The organism is Alkalispirochaeta americana, assembly GCF_900156105.1.
Lineage (GTDB): Bacteria > Spirochaetota > Spirochaetia > DSM-27196 > Alkalispirochaetaceae > Alkalispirochaeta > Alkalispirochaeta americana.
Window position 1 is genome coordinate 59,335 of record NZ_FTMS01000005.1, and the last position, 18,630, is coordinate 77,964.

Here is an 18,630-nt window from a genome sequence, read left to right on the forward strand (position 1 = left end):
TCTACCCGCGAAAGACGATCATGGTCATGTCGTCCTGGGCGGGGGTTCCTTCCGCGAAGGCTGAGACCGACGAAACAACCCCGTTGAGAACCGCTCGGGCGCCGGATCTTCCGGCCTCAACCAGAGCTTCTGCCTCGTTTTGAACAGCCTCAATCAACCGCTGAAGCCCAAACTCGTCACCCTGGCGGTTGACTGCTTCCAGGAATCCATCGGTATACAGAATACCCCAGGAACCCGCTGGAAAGGAAATTGTCCTGGAAGGATATCGCACGTTTGGTTCAATACCCACCGGCAACCCTTCCACATCGAATTCTCCCTGAACCCTTCCCTCGGGGCTTACCAGCAGGAGGGGGTGGTGGCCGGCGCTTGCTACCACGGCCTCGCCACGGGCAGTATTGATGATCACAATGCCCACCGTGGCAAAACGGTCCTCTCCGACGCTGCCACTCACGGCTGCGTTAATCATGCGAAGAACCTCTCCTGCATCGCAGGTTTCTTCCAGGGCCAGCCGGGCAGCTGTGCGGACGATCATCATCACCAGGGCAGCAGGAACTCCCTTGCCAGCCACATCGCCCACAATGAGAGCGACCCGATCGCCATCGAGGGAAACGATATCGTAATAATCACCACCCACACCCCGAACGGGACGACACACGGCCGCAATATCAGCTCCGGAGGCACTCACATCAGCTGGAGCGAGAAAAGACTCCTGTATGGTCGAGGCAATTTCCAGATCGCGTTCGAGCCGCCGAGCCTTGAGAAGGCGTGCGTACGCCTCATAGTTCTCCATGGCAAGGGCAACAAAGTTCACCATGCTCTGGGCCCGCGAGAGATCGGCCCGGTTAAAAAGCTGGGGATTGTCCCGGCGGGCGATCGACACAAGCCCCGATACACGTTGATTGATGACCAGGGGAAGGGTCATGAACGAACGCAGATGCAACACCCGGTCCTCGGCGTGTACCGCCAGGGCAGGATTTTTGCGCGCCTCCGGGATGAGTAAAGGAGTTCCTGTTTTCAGGACCTCCCCCCACAGCGGTGTAGCAAATCCCAGAGGGATCTGTTCCAGGTAGTTCCGCAGGGCAAGGGGTTTTGTCTTCACGATATCAGGAATCGGCACGGGAGGAGGAAAGAAACCGTGCACGGCACGAATACGGAGCTCTCCCTCCACTTCGGTAACCACGGCACCGCAGTCAGCATGGGTAGCTCGCAGTATTGTTTCCAGAGCGGGAGGAAGAATCAGATGGGTATCCCTCTCCCGAAGATCTCCTATCTTCGACATGAAGTCGAAGATGTAATCGGTGTTTTGCTGCTGAAAACGAACTTCCCGCTGGAAGGCCCTGACTGAACTGGGGAAAAGCGCAACTCCAGCGGTCCAGAAGGGCGCCGTCCCCGCCAGGAGCAACGCGATCTGAAACCGCCCCGACGCCAGAGGCCATAACAGAAGCGAAACGGCACTCACCACGAGAGCTGTCCCCAAATACGGACGCATATCCTCAACATCCTGGGCCGAGGCAAGATTGTACCGATCAACCCTGAAAAGAGCGATTCCGGCAAGACCTGCCAGAATCGGTGGCAGAAAAAAAGACCGCCGGTAGATTCCCGAGGGAAAGAGCAGACACAGAAGCCCCACCCCAAGAGTGACACCGATCGCCGTCCAGAGCGTCCTGTTTGTCCGCCGATAGAGGCCTGTCCATACGATGAGGCAAAGAAACCCGCCGGTCATCCCCCAGACAAGAAAGAGCTTCCGGACTGGAGGAGAAAGAGGGGCAAACCAGATGATCCCATCACGCAGAAGAATGATCAGAGCCGCAAGAATCAGCGGCCTGACGTCCTCACGGTTGCAGATACGGGAAAAAAACACAAAAATTGCAACAAGGGAGAGAGAGAAAAAGAAAAGGACCCCGGCAGACGAAACAGTAATATTGTTGACCATTGGGCGCCTTTCAAGCTATCACCAGGAAGGTTTCCGGTCAATCAGGCAGAGACCGTCTGCCGGGAGAGGATTCAAACAGCCATGTCCAATAGTAGCCCGTCAGGAAAAAGGCTCTCGTCTATCGCAGCAGGCATCCTGCATTCTGCTTTGCTCGGCACGTTGCTGGGGGTGGTCCTGCTGGGGACAGCCCTCTCCTGCAGCCGGGGAGAAACGGCACAGACCACCCCTGGGGACCAAGGCGCCTCCCCGCATGATGCGATCCGGACCGCCCGGGATTTTCAAGTCCCATCCTCCTTTCTCCAGGGAACTCTGGTCTACTACCGGCCCGATCGTGACGAATCAGGCTGCGTCGAAGCAACTCAGCACGGACAGGGAGACCTCCTGGAAACGGCAGAACCGGTTCGCCCCCTTGACTGGGGTCCCCGGGATGAACTACCCACCGAAAACAGGCGGCCCCGGGTGTATGTAACCTTCGATCAGCCCCTGGTGCCCCTGGCCATGCTCGGCACGGAACAACGGGAAAGCTCTGTGCTGACTCTGGACCCACCGATTCCCGGACGATATCGCTGGTACGGCTCCCGCACCATCGCCTTCACCCCCGACGAACCAATCGACGGCCAGCGACCGATCCGGGTCAGCCTGGGGCAGGCCCTTCTTTCCGGAGACGGGTCTGCTCTCCACAGGGACTATCGGGACTTTAGCTTCAGTTTTTTCCGGGAACATCTGGATCTGGTGCAGGTCCTTCCCGATGGCGGTGATCAGATCCCGAACCCTCTTCAGCTTCCTCCAGATCAACGGCGCTTCACGCTCCTCTTTAACGGGCCTGTCGATCCAGACCATGTAAAAAATTACATCCGCCTTGAAGTGGGCCAGAGAGAAGGAGCAGGCCAGAAAGAAACAGAAGAAAAAAAGACCTCACCCCCTGAAGCTCCCGGCTTCTCCCTGACCCATCCCCGGCACGAATCGGTTCAGGGAGATCTTAATCTTCGCGCACGCAGCCTGGTGCTGGAACTGGAGGAAGCCCTCCCGGAGAACAGAGAAATCCGGATTATTCTGGAAGCTGGAGCGAGTCCCTTTCCGGGATACATCGCCACAACCGGGGATTCGGTTCACACCTTTCACACCATCACTCCCTTCAAAAAGACCGGTTTCTCAACCCGTTCCTACGCTTTTGCCCGCAGCCCCCAAGGTGACAGCAACCCCCTCTACATCGAGTTCAGCCACCCCCTGGATAAGGATAGTCTCGATGGAAACATCACGGTGAGCCTTGACCTCAAAGACGAGGCTGTGACGGAGTTCCTGGACGTTCATCGACAGATCCTTCGCGTAAACAATCTTCCCGTGGTCTACGAATCGACCTACACCCTCACCCTGGGAGCAAACCTGAGGGACATCTACGGCCGAACCCTGGGCACCCCCCGGGATCTGACGATCGAAGTCCCCCGGGCTACCCGCTATTCTCACTTCCCGAACAGGGGCAGTCGCTTTCTTGAAGCTCAGTTTGAACCGAAGATCATTTTCGAACATCAGAATATCGACGACGGAGTCTGGCTCGCAGCTTCCATCGACGATCCCTTTGAATCCTTTCCGGCAGAACGCCTGGAACCCTACGATTTCAGCGACGTTCCCGAGAACACCCGCTGGTTTGATGTGCTGAATTTGAGTCCCTATCTGAAGGCCAACGGCACAGGCTGGGTAGGACTCTCCTGGAACTTTGCAGAAAAAAATCACCGGGGAGAACGACCTTCCTGGGCCCAGGCGAACCTCCAGTTGCAAGTAACAAATCTTGGCCTGAGCGTTCGCTATGGCTACAACAGGGTCCTGGTGTGGGTGCGGGACCTTCGTGATAACAACCCCGTAGCGGGCGCCATGGTCAGCCTCCTCCCGTCTTCAAGAGAGACTGACCATGGGCACAGGGCCCTCACCGACTCCAGGGGGCTGGCGGCCATTGATATTGCGCCGGGAGTCTTCCGTGGCATCTACACAAACAGGAACGACTGGGATGATTTCATCATCCGCGTGAAGAGTGACTCCGATCTGGTGGAATTCAAGCCGAACCACAGTCATAACGCCTGGGCCCAGGGCATCAGGGCATCCCGAAATCCCGGTGGAATCGAAGACCCTCAACGAGCAACCTTTCTTTTCAACGACCGGGGAATCTACCGTCCGGGAGAGACCATAACCTTTCGGGGAATAGATCGCGATCTGATTCTTGGAGAATACCAGGTCTACCAGGGTGACTACACGATAAAACTCGTTTCCAGCGACTGGCGCGCCCAGGGTGACTACGGTTCGATTTCAGGCATTACCACTGAAAACGGAGGCTTCCATGGCAGCTTTGAACTCCCCCGGGAGATGAACCCCGGATTCTACTACCTGGAATACGCTCGTGAAGGAGCACCAGCTCACGACCGGGAGCGCCTGCCCGTGCAGGTGGCGTATTTCCGCCGGGCCGCTTTCTCAGTGAGCCTTCAGCCTCCTGACTACCAGGTTCTGGCCGGAGAACAGGCCGCAGTGGGCATCTCTGCAGAGTATCTTGCAGGGGGGGCCATGACTGCGGCTCCCTATCACTACGATCTGAGCCGGGAACCGGTAGTTTACCAACCACCGGGCAGAGAGTGGGAGGATTATCGTTTTGGACCAAAGCAACCCCGGACAGGCCGGAGTCATCTTGCCCAGGGCCAGGGACAGCTTGATAATACCGGCCGGGCTCTGGAGCAGATATCCTTCGATTTCTCCGGGACTGCCCGGGGAGTGCCCCAGAAGTACCAGATCGAGGCACGGGTGCAAGATGCCGACAGCCAGGAAATAGCCGGCCGGACCAGCTTTATCGTTCATCCAGCCGAGATCTATGCCGCCATGAGAATATCCCGGAAAACCCGGGGTCACTGGGGCGGTTATTTCGTCGAAGCACAAACCCCCTTCCAGGTAGACCTTCGCCTGGCAAGAATCGACGGCAGTCTTCCCCCGGAGGATTATCCCGGCAAGGATACCTTTGAACTGGAGGTTGTCAGAACCGAATGGAAGATGGTGCAGCAACAGGGCCTGGGCGGGCGCATCCACACCCGCTATGAACCCGAGGAAGTGACCGTCCTTCGCCGGGAGATATCCTTCCGGAATTCTGCCGGTCGGCTGGAACTAAACCTCCCCGAGTCAGGCAGCTATACCCTTCGCCTGGACGGGACCGACAGCCAGGGACGGGCTGTTCTTACCGAACTGGAACTCTACGCCTCGGGCAGCGGCTTTACCCGCTGGGGAGGCGACACGGCCCGTTCCATCCGCCTACAGCCTGACCGAGCCGTGTACCAGGCGGGAGACCTGGCACGGATCTTTGTCCAGACGCCGCTTCCCCGGGGCGAGTACCTTCTGACCACCGAACGGGAAGGTCTTCTCTCTCACGAAATAATCACCATCGAGGGTAGCCAAAGCGTGATCGAGATTCCTCTGGAAGAGGCCCACGTACCGGTTCTCTACGTTATGCTCACCAGCGCCAGCGAACGCCAGGAGACTCCATCAAGTTATTTTGAGCCGGACCTGGGAAAGCCCAGAGGTTACTTTGGCGCGGCCCTGCTGGAAATTGATCCTGATCCGAGGCGATTCGATATAGAGATCAATCCTTCCCGCCAGGGCTACGCGCCGGGCGAAACAGCCCGGGTGCAACTACGTGTTTCCCGTCAGGGTCATCCCCTGGAAGGAGCAGAAGTCACCCTTATGGCAACAGACCGGGGCGTGCTCGACCTGATCGATCATCGGGTGCCTGATCCAGTGAGTTTTTTCTATAATCCCGGGCGATTTCCCCTGGGAACGGCCGGGGCCGACTCGCGATCTCTCCTGATCGACCCCGTCACCTACGACATAACGAGTCTTCAGGGAGGAGAGGCCGGTGCAGGAAAAGGCATGGACCGAAGCGATTTTCGTCCCACGGCGTTCTTTGAACCCTTTCTGACAAGCGACGCCGACGGCCTGATCGAGGTGGACATTAATCTTCCCGATACCCTGACCACCTACCGGCTCACCGCTCTGGGTGTAAAGGATAACACCTTTGCACTGGAAGAGTCCGAATTGCTCGTAAGCAGTCCCCTGCCGATGAGGGCCAGCCTGCCCAGGAAACTCCGAGAGCGGGACACAGCCCGAGCCGGGGTGGTCTTGAGGAATCTTTCGGGCACCTCCAGAAATGTTCGCATCACACTCGATCTCCAGGCCCCTCCCGATGGCGATTCTCCGGCAGGGCTTGTTCTGGATGGAGCCGAAGAAATCACTCTGACCCTGGAGAACAACGAGTCCAGGGAGGTCTCTTTCCAGATCGGCGCTCTCCGACAGGGAACGTACGATCTGGTCTTTGATCTCCATGCCCGAGACATCGAGGGAGATATCTTCCAGGACCGCCTTCGAGCCAGCCTGGAGGTTGAACGGGGGATAACCAGCGAGAGCGTCGCAGTTTTTGGGACAGTGCCCCCGGGAACCGGCGAAGACCCCGGAAAGGTACGGGAGGGTTTTTCCTTCCCCCATGCCGCAGCCCCGGGGTTTGGAGAACTCCGGCTGCAGTTTCACACAACACGGCTGCACCAGCTCTCACGGGAAGTTGCCGCCCTGGATGAGATCTGGCACGTTTCACTCTCTTCACGAATCGCTCGTCTTACCTCACCGCTCCTCCTGGGCAAGGGTTTCACAGAGCTTACCGGAAGAAGAGGGGATCATCAGGAAGATTTGAGAACCCTTGTGGCGGAAATTGAGACCCTCCAGCACAGCGACGGAGGATTTGTCGAGTTTACCGATCTCCTGGCGGGGATCACATCATCGAACCCCTGGACCACTCTGAGAACGGCTCATTTTCTGGCGGAATACACCCGGCTCTACGAGGAAGAACTCCCGCGAGGTTTGGACAAGGAATCCCTGGGCCTGTACCTGGGCCGCCTGGTTCAGGACTCCCGGCAAGATATTCATCTCCGGAGTTATGCCTTTTTTGCAGGATCGCTCCTTCAGGGGACAAGCCTGGGGGCAGCCCGCACCCTGTTGCAAGAAGAGACCGCTCTCGGGATGGATTGCCTGGGGCTGATTGCCCTGGGAGTCCTTCAAAACCCCAAAGATCCCGGTGCAGCAGAAACCATTGCCCGGGATGTTCTGCGAAAAATGATGAATCTCGTGAACATCAGTCCCCGGGGAGTCGAATTTCTTCAGACCTACCAGGCCAGACACTACTTTGACTCTCCTGCCCGCCGGCTGTCGCTTCTCTCTCTATTACTGGAGACCCTGGAGCCCGATTCACCGCATCTGGATCGGGTAGCTCACAGCCTGGTGCAGGAACTTACAGCCCAAAACTGGAGCGGTCGGGACGACCTGCTCTGGGGAGTGAGGGCACTCGCGCGGCCGTTGGCTCACGGCGATACGTCGCACATCGAATCCCCGGAGGAGGAAGCCCTGGGTGTCTCTATCAACGAGACAGAAGTTCTTTCAGCGAAAGCCCCCGGCCTCTACGACGGAACAGACCTCTTCACCTTTCCCCTCCACGAGCCCCCCCTTTCGGCACTGCCCCGGGACACGGAAGTCCCCCTGGAGCTGTTCCTGCAGGGATCGCGGGATCTGCACTATGCGGCGGTTATGACCTATGCCTTACCCGGAGAGATTCTCCATTCCCGCGATGAGGGGCTGGGAGTCAACCGATGGATAGAGACGCTGGAGGGCGAAACCCTTGCGGCTCAGGAACTGCAACGGGGAGAAACCTACCGCATGGTCATACACCTGGAGGCTCCCTCGCAGTACTATAATCTCGCGCTCCGGGCACCCCTCCCATCGGGGGCAGAAGTGATCGACGGGAGCCTCAAGACCAGCGGGCAATACACAGCCCGGGGAGGGATCGAGCAGCGCAGCTGGCAACGGGAGACCCAGTATGGTGACACCCGGGAATACATCGACGAGGGGTATCTCTATCCAGGACCAGACGGATGGCACCACCATTCGCTGCAACCGATCCGCCGGATCTTCGATAGCGAAATTCAATACTACTTCTCCTCTTTTTATGCGGGAAGCCAGACCATCAGCTTTCTTTTCCGGGCTCTTTATCCCGGCATGTATCCCCTGCCCCCGGCCCGGGCTGAACTCCTTCAGGAACCGGAGGTCTTCGGACGAACCGCAGGGACGCTCTCGATCATACAATGAGGTATCGGAGTCTCAATCAGGTAAGGACCACCAAGGGCCGTCCCCCGGGGAAGCGCCCCTCTGCTGTCCCGCCTCCCTTGATCATTCTTCTGGGGCTGGCCGGGGCCGTGGCGATCACCCTCTACGGGTTTGCACGGTTCTCGGCTTTCCCCGAACTGGAGGAATTTCTCCGGCATCCCCTCTCACGGGACGTTCTTGATCGTCGGGGGAGGGTGCTGTACCGGGAAGACCTCCATGACGGAACCCGGCGTGAGTGGACACCCCTGGAAGAGATCCCCCGAGGTGTTGTGCAGGCCTTTATCGCCGGGGAAGACCAGCGTTTCTTCTCGCATCGTGGAGTAGATCCCCTGGCAGCAATACGAGCGGCCTTCCAGAACCTGCGAGAAAAACGCACCATTAGCGGCGCCAGCACCATCACCATGCAACTGGCCCGAATCATTGCCCCCCATGGGGGAGGAATCCGGGGAAAAGCTCTCGAGAGCTGGAACGCCCTGCGGCTGGAAACCCGGCTGAAAAAGCAGGACCTTCTTGAATTATACCTGAACAGAATCCCCTTTGGACGAGGGGCCGAGGGTGTCGCCAGCGCTGCAATGGTCTATTTCGGCCGCCCCCTGGAGACGCTTTCCCCGCCCCAGGCGGCACTCCTGTCAGTATTTCCCCGCAGCCCCTCACGATACAACCCGCAAAACCACCCCGAAGGCCTGCAGGAAGCAGCCGTCCTGATCGGTCGCCGCATGAACCCGCCCCAAGTCGCGGCAGAAATACAAGCTGCCCTGGACCAATGCGCCAGCCTGCCCCGGCAGACCGGGACGATCAGGGCCCCTCATTTCGCCCTCCGCGTACTTCGGGAACATCCCCAGGACACAACGGCGCCCCCCTCCTCGCGAAGCCGCCTGCGCACTACCCTGGATATGTCGGTTCAGCAGACTGCCGAAACGCTGGCTGCGTCAGCTCTTGCGGAGGCCCGGGATCAACGCCTGCAAAACGCCGCTGTTCTGGTTATCGAGAACTCCTCGGGAGACGTGCTGGCCTACGTGGGCAACACCGATTTTTTTGACCACTCCAGGGGAGGTCAGATCGACGCGGTTCGAATACGACGTCAGCCAGGAAGCACCCTGAAGCCCTTTCTCTACGCCCTGGCGCTGGAGCAGGGATACACCGCTGCATCGATCCTCCCGGATATTCCTCTGGCCCTGGGCAGCTACGAGACCTACATACCCCGAAACTTCGACCATAGTTTCTCCGGGCCGGTCCGCCTGCGCGAGGCCCTCGCCTCAAGCCTGAACATACCGGCCGTGTGGATGGTTTCGCGCCTGGGCGTGGGGACCTTTGTGGACCAGCTGGTGAGACTGGGCTTTGATCTGGAACCGCAACGCACCAGCGCAGGAGCGGGCATTGCCCTGGGAAGCGTTGAGGTCACCCTGGAGGAACTTACCCGCGCCTACACCGCTTTTATCAACAACGGCCGCGCCCTGGAACTCCGGTTCATACCCGGCCAGGGCCCTCCCGAATCTCTCCCCGGAAGAGGTTGCAGCCCCGCCACGGCGGGGATCATCCGCGATATCCTGGGCGATGCTCCGTCGCGATTTCGAGGCTTCGGCCACTACAGCCTCTTGCGCACGGCCTACCCCTCCTTTTTCAAGACCGGCACGGCAAACCAGTTCTCGAATATCTGGGCCGTGGGGGCTTCTCCGGAAATTACCGTCGGGGTCTGGATGGGAAATGTTCACGGCCAGACCGTGCAGGGTCTCACTGGATCAAGTGTCCCGGCCCGCGTGGTTGTGGGTATTCTTGACCACTTCAGCTCACCCGGGAGCAGGTTCCCCGAGATTCCCCACGTCCAGGAGAGATGGATCTCCAGCATAAGCGGCGGCGAGGTCTCTGCCGATGACCCCTACGCTGTGCTCGAGTACTTTCTCCCGGGAACCGGACCGGATCCCGATACCTGGCACCGGGGGCCTGCGGGAGAGGTCCTCTATCCTCCCGAGTATGCCCCCTGGGCGCAGGACCATCGCCTCGCTTCCCGCCCCACCCCGGCGACACCAGGCTCTACCTGGGGAAAGCCGGATTCCACCTGGGGGCGAATTACCCATCCCAACAACGGGGCACAGTACTTTCCGGACCCCTATCTCAAGATTGATGAATCCCAGGCCCTTCGCATAGAGATTGTGGGGGAAGGCTCGTGGCTGGGACTCTACAAAAACTCTGTCCTGATCAAACAAGCCTCTCCGCCCTTTCGGGTTCATCAGCCCCTCTCCCGGGGCCGGCATATCCTGGAGCTCAAGGATCAGGCCGGAGAAGTTCTGGACCGGGTGCACTTTCACGTGGGGCGATGAGAGGGGGCCTCGGCAAAGCGGGCCAAATCATCGCCCTCAAAACGATAATACTCCTTCTCTGATACCACCCGTGCACCCAGGTCCCGATAAAACGTTCCGGCACCGGGGTTTGTCGCTTCTGCCGTCCAGTCGAAGCGGCTACATCCTCTGGCCCAGGCCAAACGGGCCAGGTGTTTCATCACCCTCTTCCCGACTCCCTGCCCCCGGGCCCGGGAGGAGACAAAGAGCTCTTTCATGTAGAGTTGCCCCGATCTGCCAGGAGCGGGATACATGATCGCGTAGGTAGCAAAAGCCAGGACACGCTCGTCATCGCAAGCCACAATCACGGACACTCCCGAGGGTTCCGCCAGAATCCTCTCCAGATAGGCCATGGCCTCTTGGCAGGAGCTTTCCTTCTTGCCTCGATAGAAGAGTTCCCACTCCCACAACAGCGGCACCAGAAGACGAAACAGATCTTTCTCGAGAGGTTTAATATCCATCACGACCTCACACTTCTTTTGCCACAGGCCGGATCACTCCCTGTTCCAGTCCCGTTTAATCTGCGCCGGGACACCATTCACCAGCACCATCTACTCTAAATCCGGAACGCCGACGATTCAGGCCTCACAAACCCACGCAAATCATTATAATAGGGTTATGGATCGACCGGAATCGTTTTTTCTTGCACCGGCTCTCTTCCTCCTTCTGACTCTACCGTTGCCGGGGCAGAACCAGGAAGATTTTCTCCTCCAGGAGGTCCTCTGCTTTCGCGAGGTCCAGGGAAGTCAGGCTCCGGCGGTCGAAGAGCCCCTTCTTCTTCAGGAACCTCTCTTTCTTGATGAGGCAGCCCTCAGAATCCTTTTCTATCCCGGCCACGAGAGGGACCTCAACAGCGAGATCCACCCCGGGAAAGAGCATCCTGGAAGGAATGAGTCAGAACCCTTCGGGGAAGCCCGGGAACTGGAGAGACTCCCTTACCACTACTCGTCCCGGTCGTTCAGGGGAGCAATGTACCGCATTGTTCTGCCACCAATCACAGTGGACAGCGGAACAAGCCCGGCCCTGAAGCTGGGACACGTGGTCGACTTCGATACGGTCTACGTGAACGGCTGGTTTCTTGGACGCAACGGAGGCGTTTCCCTGGGCGGAGCCGACGAAGCTTTCGGCATCTCCCGCCTCTATCGAATCCCCGCAAACCACCTCTATCGGGACAGGGAGAATATCATCTCGATCTACACATCGGCCCGGCCCTGGGGCCAGGCAGGAACCTACTCGCGCCCCCTCCTTGGGCCATATCATCATTTTACGCGGCAGCGGGCCGTGACCGATACGATCAAATATATGCTGACCGCCTGCTACGCCATGACGGGGCTTTTTTTCCTCACCCTCTACGCCCGTCGAAGATCTTTGGCAGAGCACTTTTTTTTCGGACTCTTCTGCCTGGCCGTGGCAGTATATTTTTTCTTCCGGATTCAAACGAGTCTGGTATTTCTTGATAACTACGCCAGAGCTGCCCGCTTTGAACTTGCTTCTCTCTGGGTAGCAATCCCCTGCTTTATGCTCTTTGTGATGCAGTACTTCAAAGAGCCCGTCAGAGCGATCCACGCCGGATACCTGGCCTTCTCCGCGATATGCCTGGTCCTCGTTCCTCTGCACCCCAGCACTCTCTTTCTGACCAGGATCAATTTCTCGGTAATTCAGCTCTCCTGGGTTCTTCCGCTGGCGGTGGTCATGAAAACACTCTTCAAGAACTTCCGCAGCTCCCCCGCAGCGTATCTTATGTTTGTCTCTTCCTTGATCATGGTTTTCCTCACGATGGTAGACATCTATATCAGCAGAAACCATAGGGGAAGCAGCAACATGGCTTTCATTACCCAGTACGCCCTTTTCCCCTACACCATGGCCATCGCTCTGGCCACGATTCATAACCTGGTGCGTCTCTATGACGAGGTGGAGCGCCTCACCGTGCTGGCCCACCGCGACAGCCTGACCGGGGCGTTTGCCCGGCATCAGGGAGAAAAACTTGCTGCAGCCTTACTGGATCAAGCAGCCCGAACCTCCAAACCTGTAAGTTTTCTCGTTCTTGACCTGGATCACTTTAAGTTGGTGAACGACACCTACGGTCACGCTGCAGGGGATACCGTTTTAAGGCGGATCGGAGAACTCTTGAGAAATACCTTTCGCAAGAAAGATCTGATCTTCCGCTTCGGCGGCGAAGAGTTTTGCCTCCTCCTGCCGGACACATCGTGTGCCGAGGCCCAGGCCATTGCAGAACGGCTCAGGAGGACGGTAGAATCCCTGAAAATTCCCGAAGTCGATCCCGGGCTCACTCTGAGCGCGAGCATCGGAATCTCGGTCTACCCCGAGTGCGGGTCAGCCCAGGAGGAACTCTTCCAGCGGGCCGATCAGGCCCTGTATACTGCCAAGAAGCAGGGTCGGAATATGGTGGTCTGCTGCCCCACACAGCACCCCTGATCTGACACAGCAGCTGTTCCCCCTGTCGCATCACCCCCCAAGGCATTATTGTTCCTCCCTACTTGTCCCTCCTCGTGGTATTATCATCCATGAAAGGGCTACACCGGGAGAAGAAAAATTTGGCCACCCTACGAGACACCCTGAAGCGCAACACCCGCCCCCCGCAGGGCCGATACATCCTCATCCTGGGGCTGGTCATCCTCGCCGGCACCTGGTCTATCACCTTCTGGGTGATCCGGGATGATTACCATCTCGAGATCAGCCGGGGCAAAGACTATGCTCGCAGCGTGGCCACGGTTCTGGAAAAACACGCCGCCGGAACGTTCTCACAAATCGAGTCGTCTCTTCTGCTGCTTCGGGAAAATTGGGAATCGGACATCAGCCCTGAAGAAATGAGCAGCCTCCTGGAAATTTTTGTGGCCTCCCGCAGCAATCTCTTTAACCTGATATCGGTGATTGATTCTTCCGGAGAGGTAGTTGCAACAGATCAGTCTATTTTTGAGCCGACCTTCAGCGGCGACCGGCCCTTTTTCCTGCACCACCACCAATCAACAGGAAGATCCCCCCATCTGGGAGAACCCACCCTGGGGCGTCTCACGGGAAGGTGGTACCTCCCGGTAAGCCTGCGCCTCGAAGATTCCCGAGGGACTTTTGCAGGGGTTCTTCTGGCCTCGGTGAACCCTTTTTATTTCTCCGAGCTCTTTCGGGATCTCCAGATGGAACGAGGATCCCTTATCTATCTTTTCGACCGTCAGGGGACTCTATACACGGGACTGCAGGATGGCAATGAACTTGACCTGACCCGAGACCTCACCCGTCTTTCCCTCAATTCTGATCTCCCGGGACTTGGCCGAAACCCCTTTTCCGGCGTGGGCGCGAGCGATCTGGATCAGATCCAACGCATCAAACACCGCCGTCCAGTGAGAGACCGGGAAATCTTTGTAGCGGTAGAAACAGACTATGCCCTCTGGATGCAGCGGTTCTATCTGCGACGCAACTACTACGTGGGTATGCAACTTATCTTTTCCGCAGCCGTTGCCCTGGTTATTCTCCGTCTGCGTCACCTCCTGGCCGCCCGGGAGGCAGCCAACCTGGAGCTGGACAGGTTCTTCTCCTCGGCCATCGACCTGCTCTGTATAGCCAACACCGAGGGAACGCTTCTGCGAGTTAACCGGGAATGGGAGAAGGCCCTGGGATACCCCGTGGAGGAAATCGAAAACAGGAAATTTCTTGATTTCATTCATCCTGACGATCTAGCAAAAACACAGGCCACTATAGAAGATTTGAAAACCCAAGGAACAGTGGAAAACTTCATTAACCGCTATCAACGGAAGGACGGCCAGTACCGGCACATCGAATGGCGCACGAGACCCCACGGGGACCTGCTCTACGCAGCAGCCCGGGATATCACCGATCGAATCGAAACAGAGCAACGCCTGCGTGCAGCAGAAGAGCAACTCCGGCAGCAGCTGGCAGAGAAAGAAACACTCCTGGGCGAACTGAATCACCGGGTAAAGAACAACCTCTCCGTGGTAGCAGGCCTTCTCAATCTGCAGGCCGAGGAGATATCCTCACCCGAGGAGGCGGTGGCCGCTCTTGCCAAAAGCAGGGATCGAATCATGGCCATGTCCGTGGTACACCAGATGCTTTACTCCCGAAAAGACTGCTCCAGCATTTCCATGCGGGACTACATTGAGGAACTTTCACACCACCTGGCCTGCGCCCATTCAGGCCAAAGGGTCTCCCTTGAGCTTGACCTTGAAGACCTCTTCGCCCGGATCGAGACGGCGATACCCCTGGGAATTATACTGAATGAACTCATAACAAATGCCTTCAAGCACGCCTTCGCCGATCCACACGCAAGAGCAACAATCCGGATAACCCTCGCGGCACACCCCGGTTTCTGGAGACTTACCGTTTCCGACAACGGTCCGGGCTTCCAAGACGATGCACGGAGAAGCTCCTCGCTGGGACTCACCCTGGTGGAAATGCTGATGAAGCAGCTCAAGGGAACCCTCACGATCCTCACCGACGAGGGCAGTTTTTTTCAACTCGACATACCGGAAACGGTCGTCCACGAGTCCTGATACCCCCGAAAATCGTCCTTCCCGATAATCCTGTACGATTTACTCCCCTCTTTCGCGATATATCCTCTCTTGTTGCGGATGCTCCGGGAAGAGCGGATACTCCGGGAGAAATTATCCCCCTGTAATGCTTTTCTTTCTTCCGCAAAAACCAACCCCTTCAGGGAAGGACGCCCATGGTCTACAAGAAGAACCAAACCGATGAAAAAGCGACTGATGAAAAACCCGGAACCGCTCCTGGGGGATGGCGGAGAATGAAACCCCTCAGGATAAAAACGTTGAAGCTGCAAACAAAACTCAGCGCACTTCTCTTTCTGTTAACGTCCCTGATTATAACGATTTTTTCTGTAACAGGCTTCATCTCTTCCAGAACGCTTTCAAGCCAGATGGTTTTTCAGGGACTCCGCCAGGACCTCTCTTCACTCCAACAGAGCGTAGAAAACTGGGCTGAAAAAAAACTGGTCCTCATAGATAGCGCAGGACAAATCTTTGAAACCCCCGGCATGTATAAGACTCTGCGACAGTTCGGTCCGGGCCATACAAACCACCATCCCTTTCTTCAATCCTCAGGTTACGACGATGCCGTGGGCACACTCTATTTGGCATTTCACGATGGCCTTCACACCACCGGGAGCGCCTGGAACATCCCCGATGACTACGATCCACGGGAACGGGGTTGGTACCAAAGCGCGGTGCACCAGGAAGGACCAGGTTTTTCCGATTCCTACGTCGATGCTCACACAGGAAATCTTGTCATAACTGCCGCGCGCCCCCTTTTCGATCAGGAGGGAGACATCTTTGGTGTGCTGGCAACAGACATATCCCTGGAGCAGGTGACAGAAGCTATCTCGGCGTACTGCCTTGGTGACGGAGGATATGCCTTTCTTCTGAATGAAGAAGGAAATCTGCTGGCTCACCCCGATGAAAACTTGGTTGGAACTCCCCTCCAGGAGAATGACGGTTACAAGGATGTGGCCAGAATGCTCCTCGGCCATCCCGATCAGGAAGACCCGGAAGAAGTCTTCTCTGCTTCAATCAACGGTTCTCCCCACATCATTCGCTCCGTGTCATTAGCTGATTTCGGATGGCGCCTGGCCATGGCCGTTCCCCGGGAAACCCTCCAGGCCCCCTTGAGAAGGCTTAACGGTCATTTCATTTTTCTGGGAATTATCTCGCTGGCTACGGTGCTTTTTGCCTCTTTCATGGTCGGCCTTCGCCTGACCAAACCAATAAAGGAACTTTCAAGCTATCTCGACGTTCTTGCCGGGGGCAGACTTGATTGTGCCGTCCCATCGTGGACAGAAAAACGGGAAGACGAAATAGGAGTCCTGGCCTCAAGCACCCGCACGCTCCAGCATCGCCTCTCCGGCGTGGTCTCGTCGATTCGGGAAATCTCACATCGTGTGAACAGGGATAGCGGAAGCCTTCAAAACATCGGTCAAGAGGTATCGAACGGTGCCGGGAACACCGCTCACGTGGCCCAGCAGCTTTCGGAGGGGGCTTCACAACAAGCAGCTTCGGTGGAGGAGGTCTCCTCGGCCATGGAAGAGATGGCGGCCAACATACGGCAAAGTGCCGATAACGCCGAGGCCACCGAAAAAATCGCCCTCGAGTCATCCCAAAAGGCACAGCAAAGCGGCCAGGCCGCCGCAGAAGCCGTGGAAGCCATGCGGCAAATCGCCGACAAAATCGGCATCATCGAGGATATCGCCCGGGAAACCAACATGCTCTCCCTGAACGCCGCCATTGAAGCAGCCCGGGCAGGAGAACAAGGCAAGGGCTTTGCCGTTGTCGCCGCGCAGGTGCGAAAACTCGCAGAAAACTCTGCCAGCGCCGCACGAGAAATCGGAACTCTCAGCGCCCGGTCCATGGAAACTGTCCAGAACGCGGGGGAACTTCTGGACGAAACCGTCCCGGGGATCAGGAAAACTGCTGATTTGGTCCAGGAGATCACCGCTTCGGCCAGGGAGATGAGCGCTGGGGCACGACAGGTAAGCGAAGCCATGGTCCAGCTCGATACGATGGTGCAGCACACCTCTTCAGCCTCCGAGGAAGTGGCTGCCACAAGCGAGCAACAATCGGTACAAACAGGCCAGCTTTCTCTGGAAACAGGAAAACTCCGGAATCTTGCCCGGGAGTTGGAGCAACTGGTGGACTTTTTCTCGACCTAGCCTGTGCCCGGAAGGCTTGTATGATCAGAATAACTTCCCTCCACGGGATATCAGGAGCTCTGCAATGATGATTTCGATTCCCCAAGTCTTTTGCCTCTTGCTGCTGCTTGCGGGATATCTTTTCCTGCTGTGGCGGAGAGCGCTCTGTTCAAGACAGAAGCTATACAGGGATACTCTCACCGGCCTGCCCAGCCGCACAGCCTTTGACCGGGATTATCTGCACCGACGGAATAAAGCTGCGCCGGAAGCAGTCATCTTTCTCTCTGTCAATAATCTCCGCAGGGTGAATGAACTCTTCGGATATCGACAAGGCGACGCGATGCTCCAAAAAGCATCACGACACATAGAAGGTCTTCTTCCACCTTTGGCAGAGCTGTACCGCTTTTCCGGAGAGACCTTTGTCATTACCTGTCCCAGGGAGTACCACCCGTCACTTCTGGCCCAGACGATTCTGGAAGGCCTGGGAGAGCTTTCTCCCGAAGGGACCGCACCCTTTACCCTCCTTTGTACGGCGGGGATCGCCCGGAAGGGGCAGGAAGGACTCCATACCGTCGATGATCTTGTTCGCGGGGCAGCTGCGGCGAATGCAGAATCACAGCAGATCAAGGAGCCCTTCCTCTTCTACACAAAAACTCTGAAGACAACAGCTCTCCGGAAAGTCCACATTGCCCGCCTGCTCTGCGAGGCTGTGGAGGAGGAGTCCTTTACCCTGCACTACCAGCCGATCCACGATGGCGATGGAGAAATCGCTGCCCTTGAAGCGTTATTGCGCTGGAGCCCGCCACCCCTGGGTCCGGTGTCGCCTGCCGAGTTTATTCCCCTGGCGGAGTCATCGGGGCTGATCACCCCTTTAGGCGATACGGTGATTCATCGAGTCCTTGAAGAAATATCTTCGCTTCCCCCGGCTGTTCGTCCCCCGGTCCACATCAATATATCACCAGTGCAGATGCAATCCTCTCATCTCCTGGAAACCCTAGACCAGGCCACCCAAAAAAGGGGAATCACCAGGAGCGGGATAGTTTTGGAGATAACAGAAAGCCACTTGATTAAAGAACTTCCGGCGTGCAACCGCCTTCTGAAAGAACTCCGCCGAAGAGGATACAAAATAGCACTCGACGACTTTGGCACCGGCTTTTCCTCGCTTCAGTATTTGCAACATCTTCCCGTGGACACCCTCAAAATCGACAGATCCTTCTTGCAATACCGACAGGCACCAGAACGAACCTCCCGAATTCTGTCTGCCCTGAACGATCTTGGAAACCATTTACATCTTTCGGTAATTGCCGAGGGTCTGGAAACGGAGGAACAGTTTCATCTGCTTCGAAGCATCGGCTTTCGTCAGTTCCAGGGATATTTCTTTTCCCGTCCCAAACCCCTCGTTGATCTGCTCCCCCTGTTTTCGGGGAGCCCTCTCTCTCGAGAAACAACACCGGCAGAACATTAAAACGAGACACAAAAAACAGAACCAACCAAAACCCAGAACCAAGGAGAATCAC

At 57.2% G+C, this 18,630-nt stretch carries 8 protein-coding genes; 6 read left to right on the plus strand and 2 right to left on the minus strand.

What is annotated here, in order from left to right:
• Position 1: 1 nt before the first annotated feature.
• Positions 2-1,933, minus strand: a complete 1,932-nt coding sequence (locus BW950_RS05040; RefSeq protein WP_076488205.1) for a PP2C family protein-serine/threonine phosphatase — start codon at positions 1,931-1,933, stop codon at positions 2-4.
• 81 nt (positions 1,934-2,014) lie between these two features.
• On the opposite strand from BW950_RS05040, the gene BW950_RS05045 reads away from it, so the two are divergent.
• Both BW950_RS05045 and pbpC read left to right on the plus strand, forming a co-directional pair.
• Positions 2,015-8,089, plus strand: coding sequence for an alpha-2-macroglobulin family protein (locus BW950_RS05045; RefSeq protein ID WP_083943742.1), 6,075 nt, complete (start codon positions 2,015-2,017; stop codon positions 8,087-8,089).
• The gene (pbpC, locus tag BW950_RS05050) at positions 8,086-10,425 is read left to right on the plus strand and encodes a penicillin-binding protein 1C (protein ID WP_083943743.1); all 2,340 of its coding nucleotides are present in this window, start codon (positions 8,086-8,088) and stop codon (positions 10,423-10,425) included. The genes BW950_RS05045 and pbpC overlap by 4 nt, the downstream gene beginning before the upstream one ends.
• Here the strand turns inward: pbpC and BW950_RS05055 are convergent.
• On the minus strand, positions 10,410-10,904 hold the full coding sequence (locus BW950_RS05055; protein ID WP_076488207.1) for a GNAT family N-acetyltransferase: 495 nt from the start codon (positions 10,902-10,904) through the stop codon (positions 10,410-10,412). The two genes, pbpC and BW950_RS05055, sit on opposite strands and share 16 nt — an antisense overlap.
• A gap of 157 nt (positions 10,905-11,061) precedes the next feature.
• Here BW950_RS05055 and BW950_RS05060 point away from each other — a divergent pair, with 157 nt between their 5' ends.
• From BW950_RS05060 to BW950_RS05075, 4 genes are all read left to right on the plus strand, one after another.
• A complete protein-coding gene (locus BW950_RS05060; protein WP_076488208.1) occupies positions 11,062-12,879 on the plus strand; it encodes a sensor domain-containing diguanylate cyclase in 1,818 nt (605 codons plus the stop codon).
• A 119-nt stretch (positions 12,880-12,998) separates the two neighbouring features.
• Entirely contained in the window at positions 12,999-14,966 is a 1,968-nt protein-coding gene (locus BW950_RS05065; protein ID WP_076488209.1) for a sensor histidine kinase, read from the plus strand.
• 275 nt (positions 14,967-15,241) lie between these two features.
• Positions 15,242-17,134 (plus strand): methyl-accepting chemotaxis protein, encoded by a 1,893-nt coding sequence (locus BW950_RS05070; protein WP_159438723.1) that lies wholly within the window; start codon positions 15,242-15,244, stop codon positions 17,132-17,134.
• 64 nt (positions 17,135-17,198) lie between these two features.
• Positions 17,199-18,578, plus strand: a complete 1,380-nt coding sequence (locus BW950_RS05075) for a putative bifunctional diguanylate cyclase/phosphodiesterase (protein WP_076488211.1) — start codon at positions 17,199-17,201, stop codon at positions 18,576-18,578.
• The last annotated feature ends 52 nt before the right edge of the window (positions 18,579-18,630 follow it).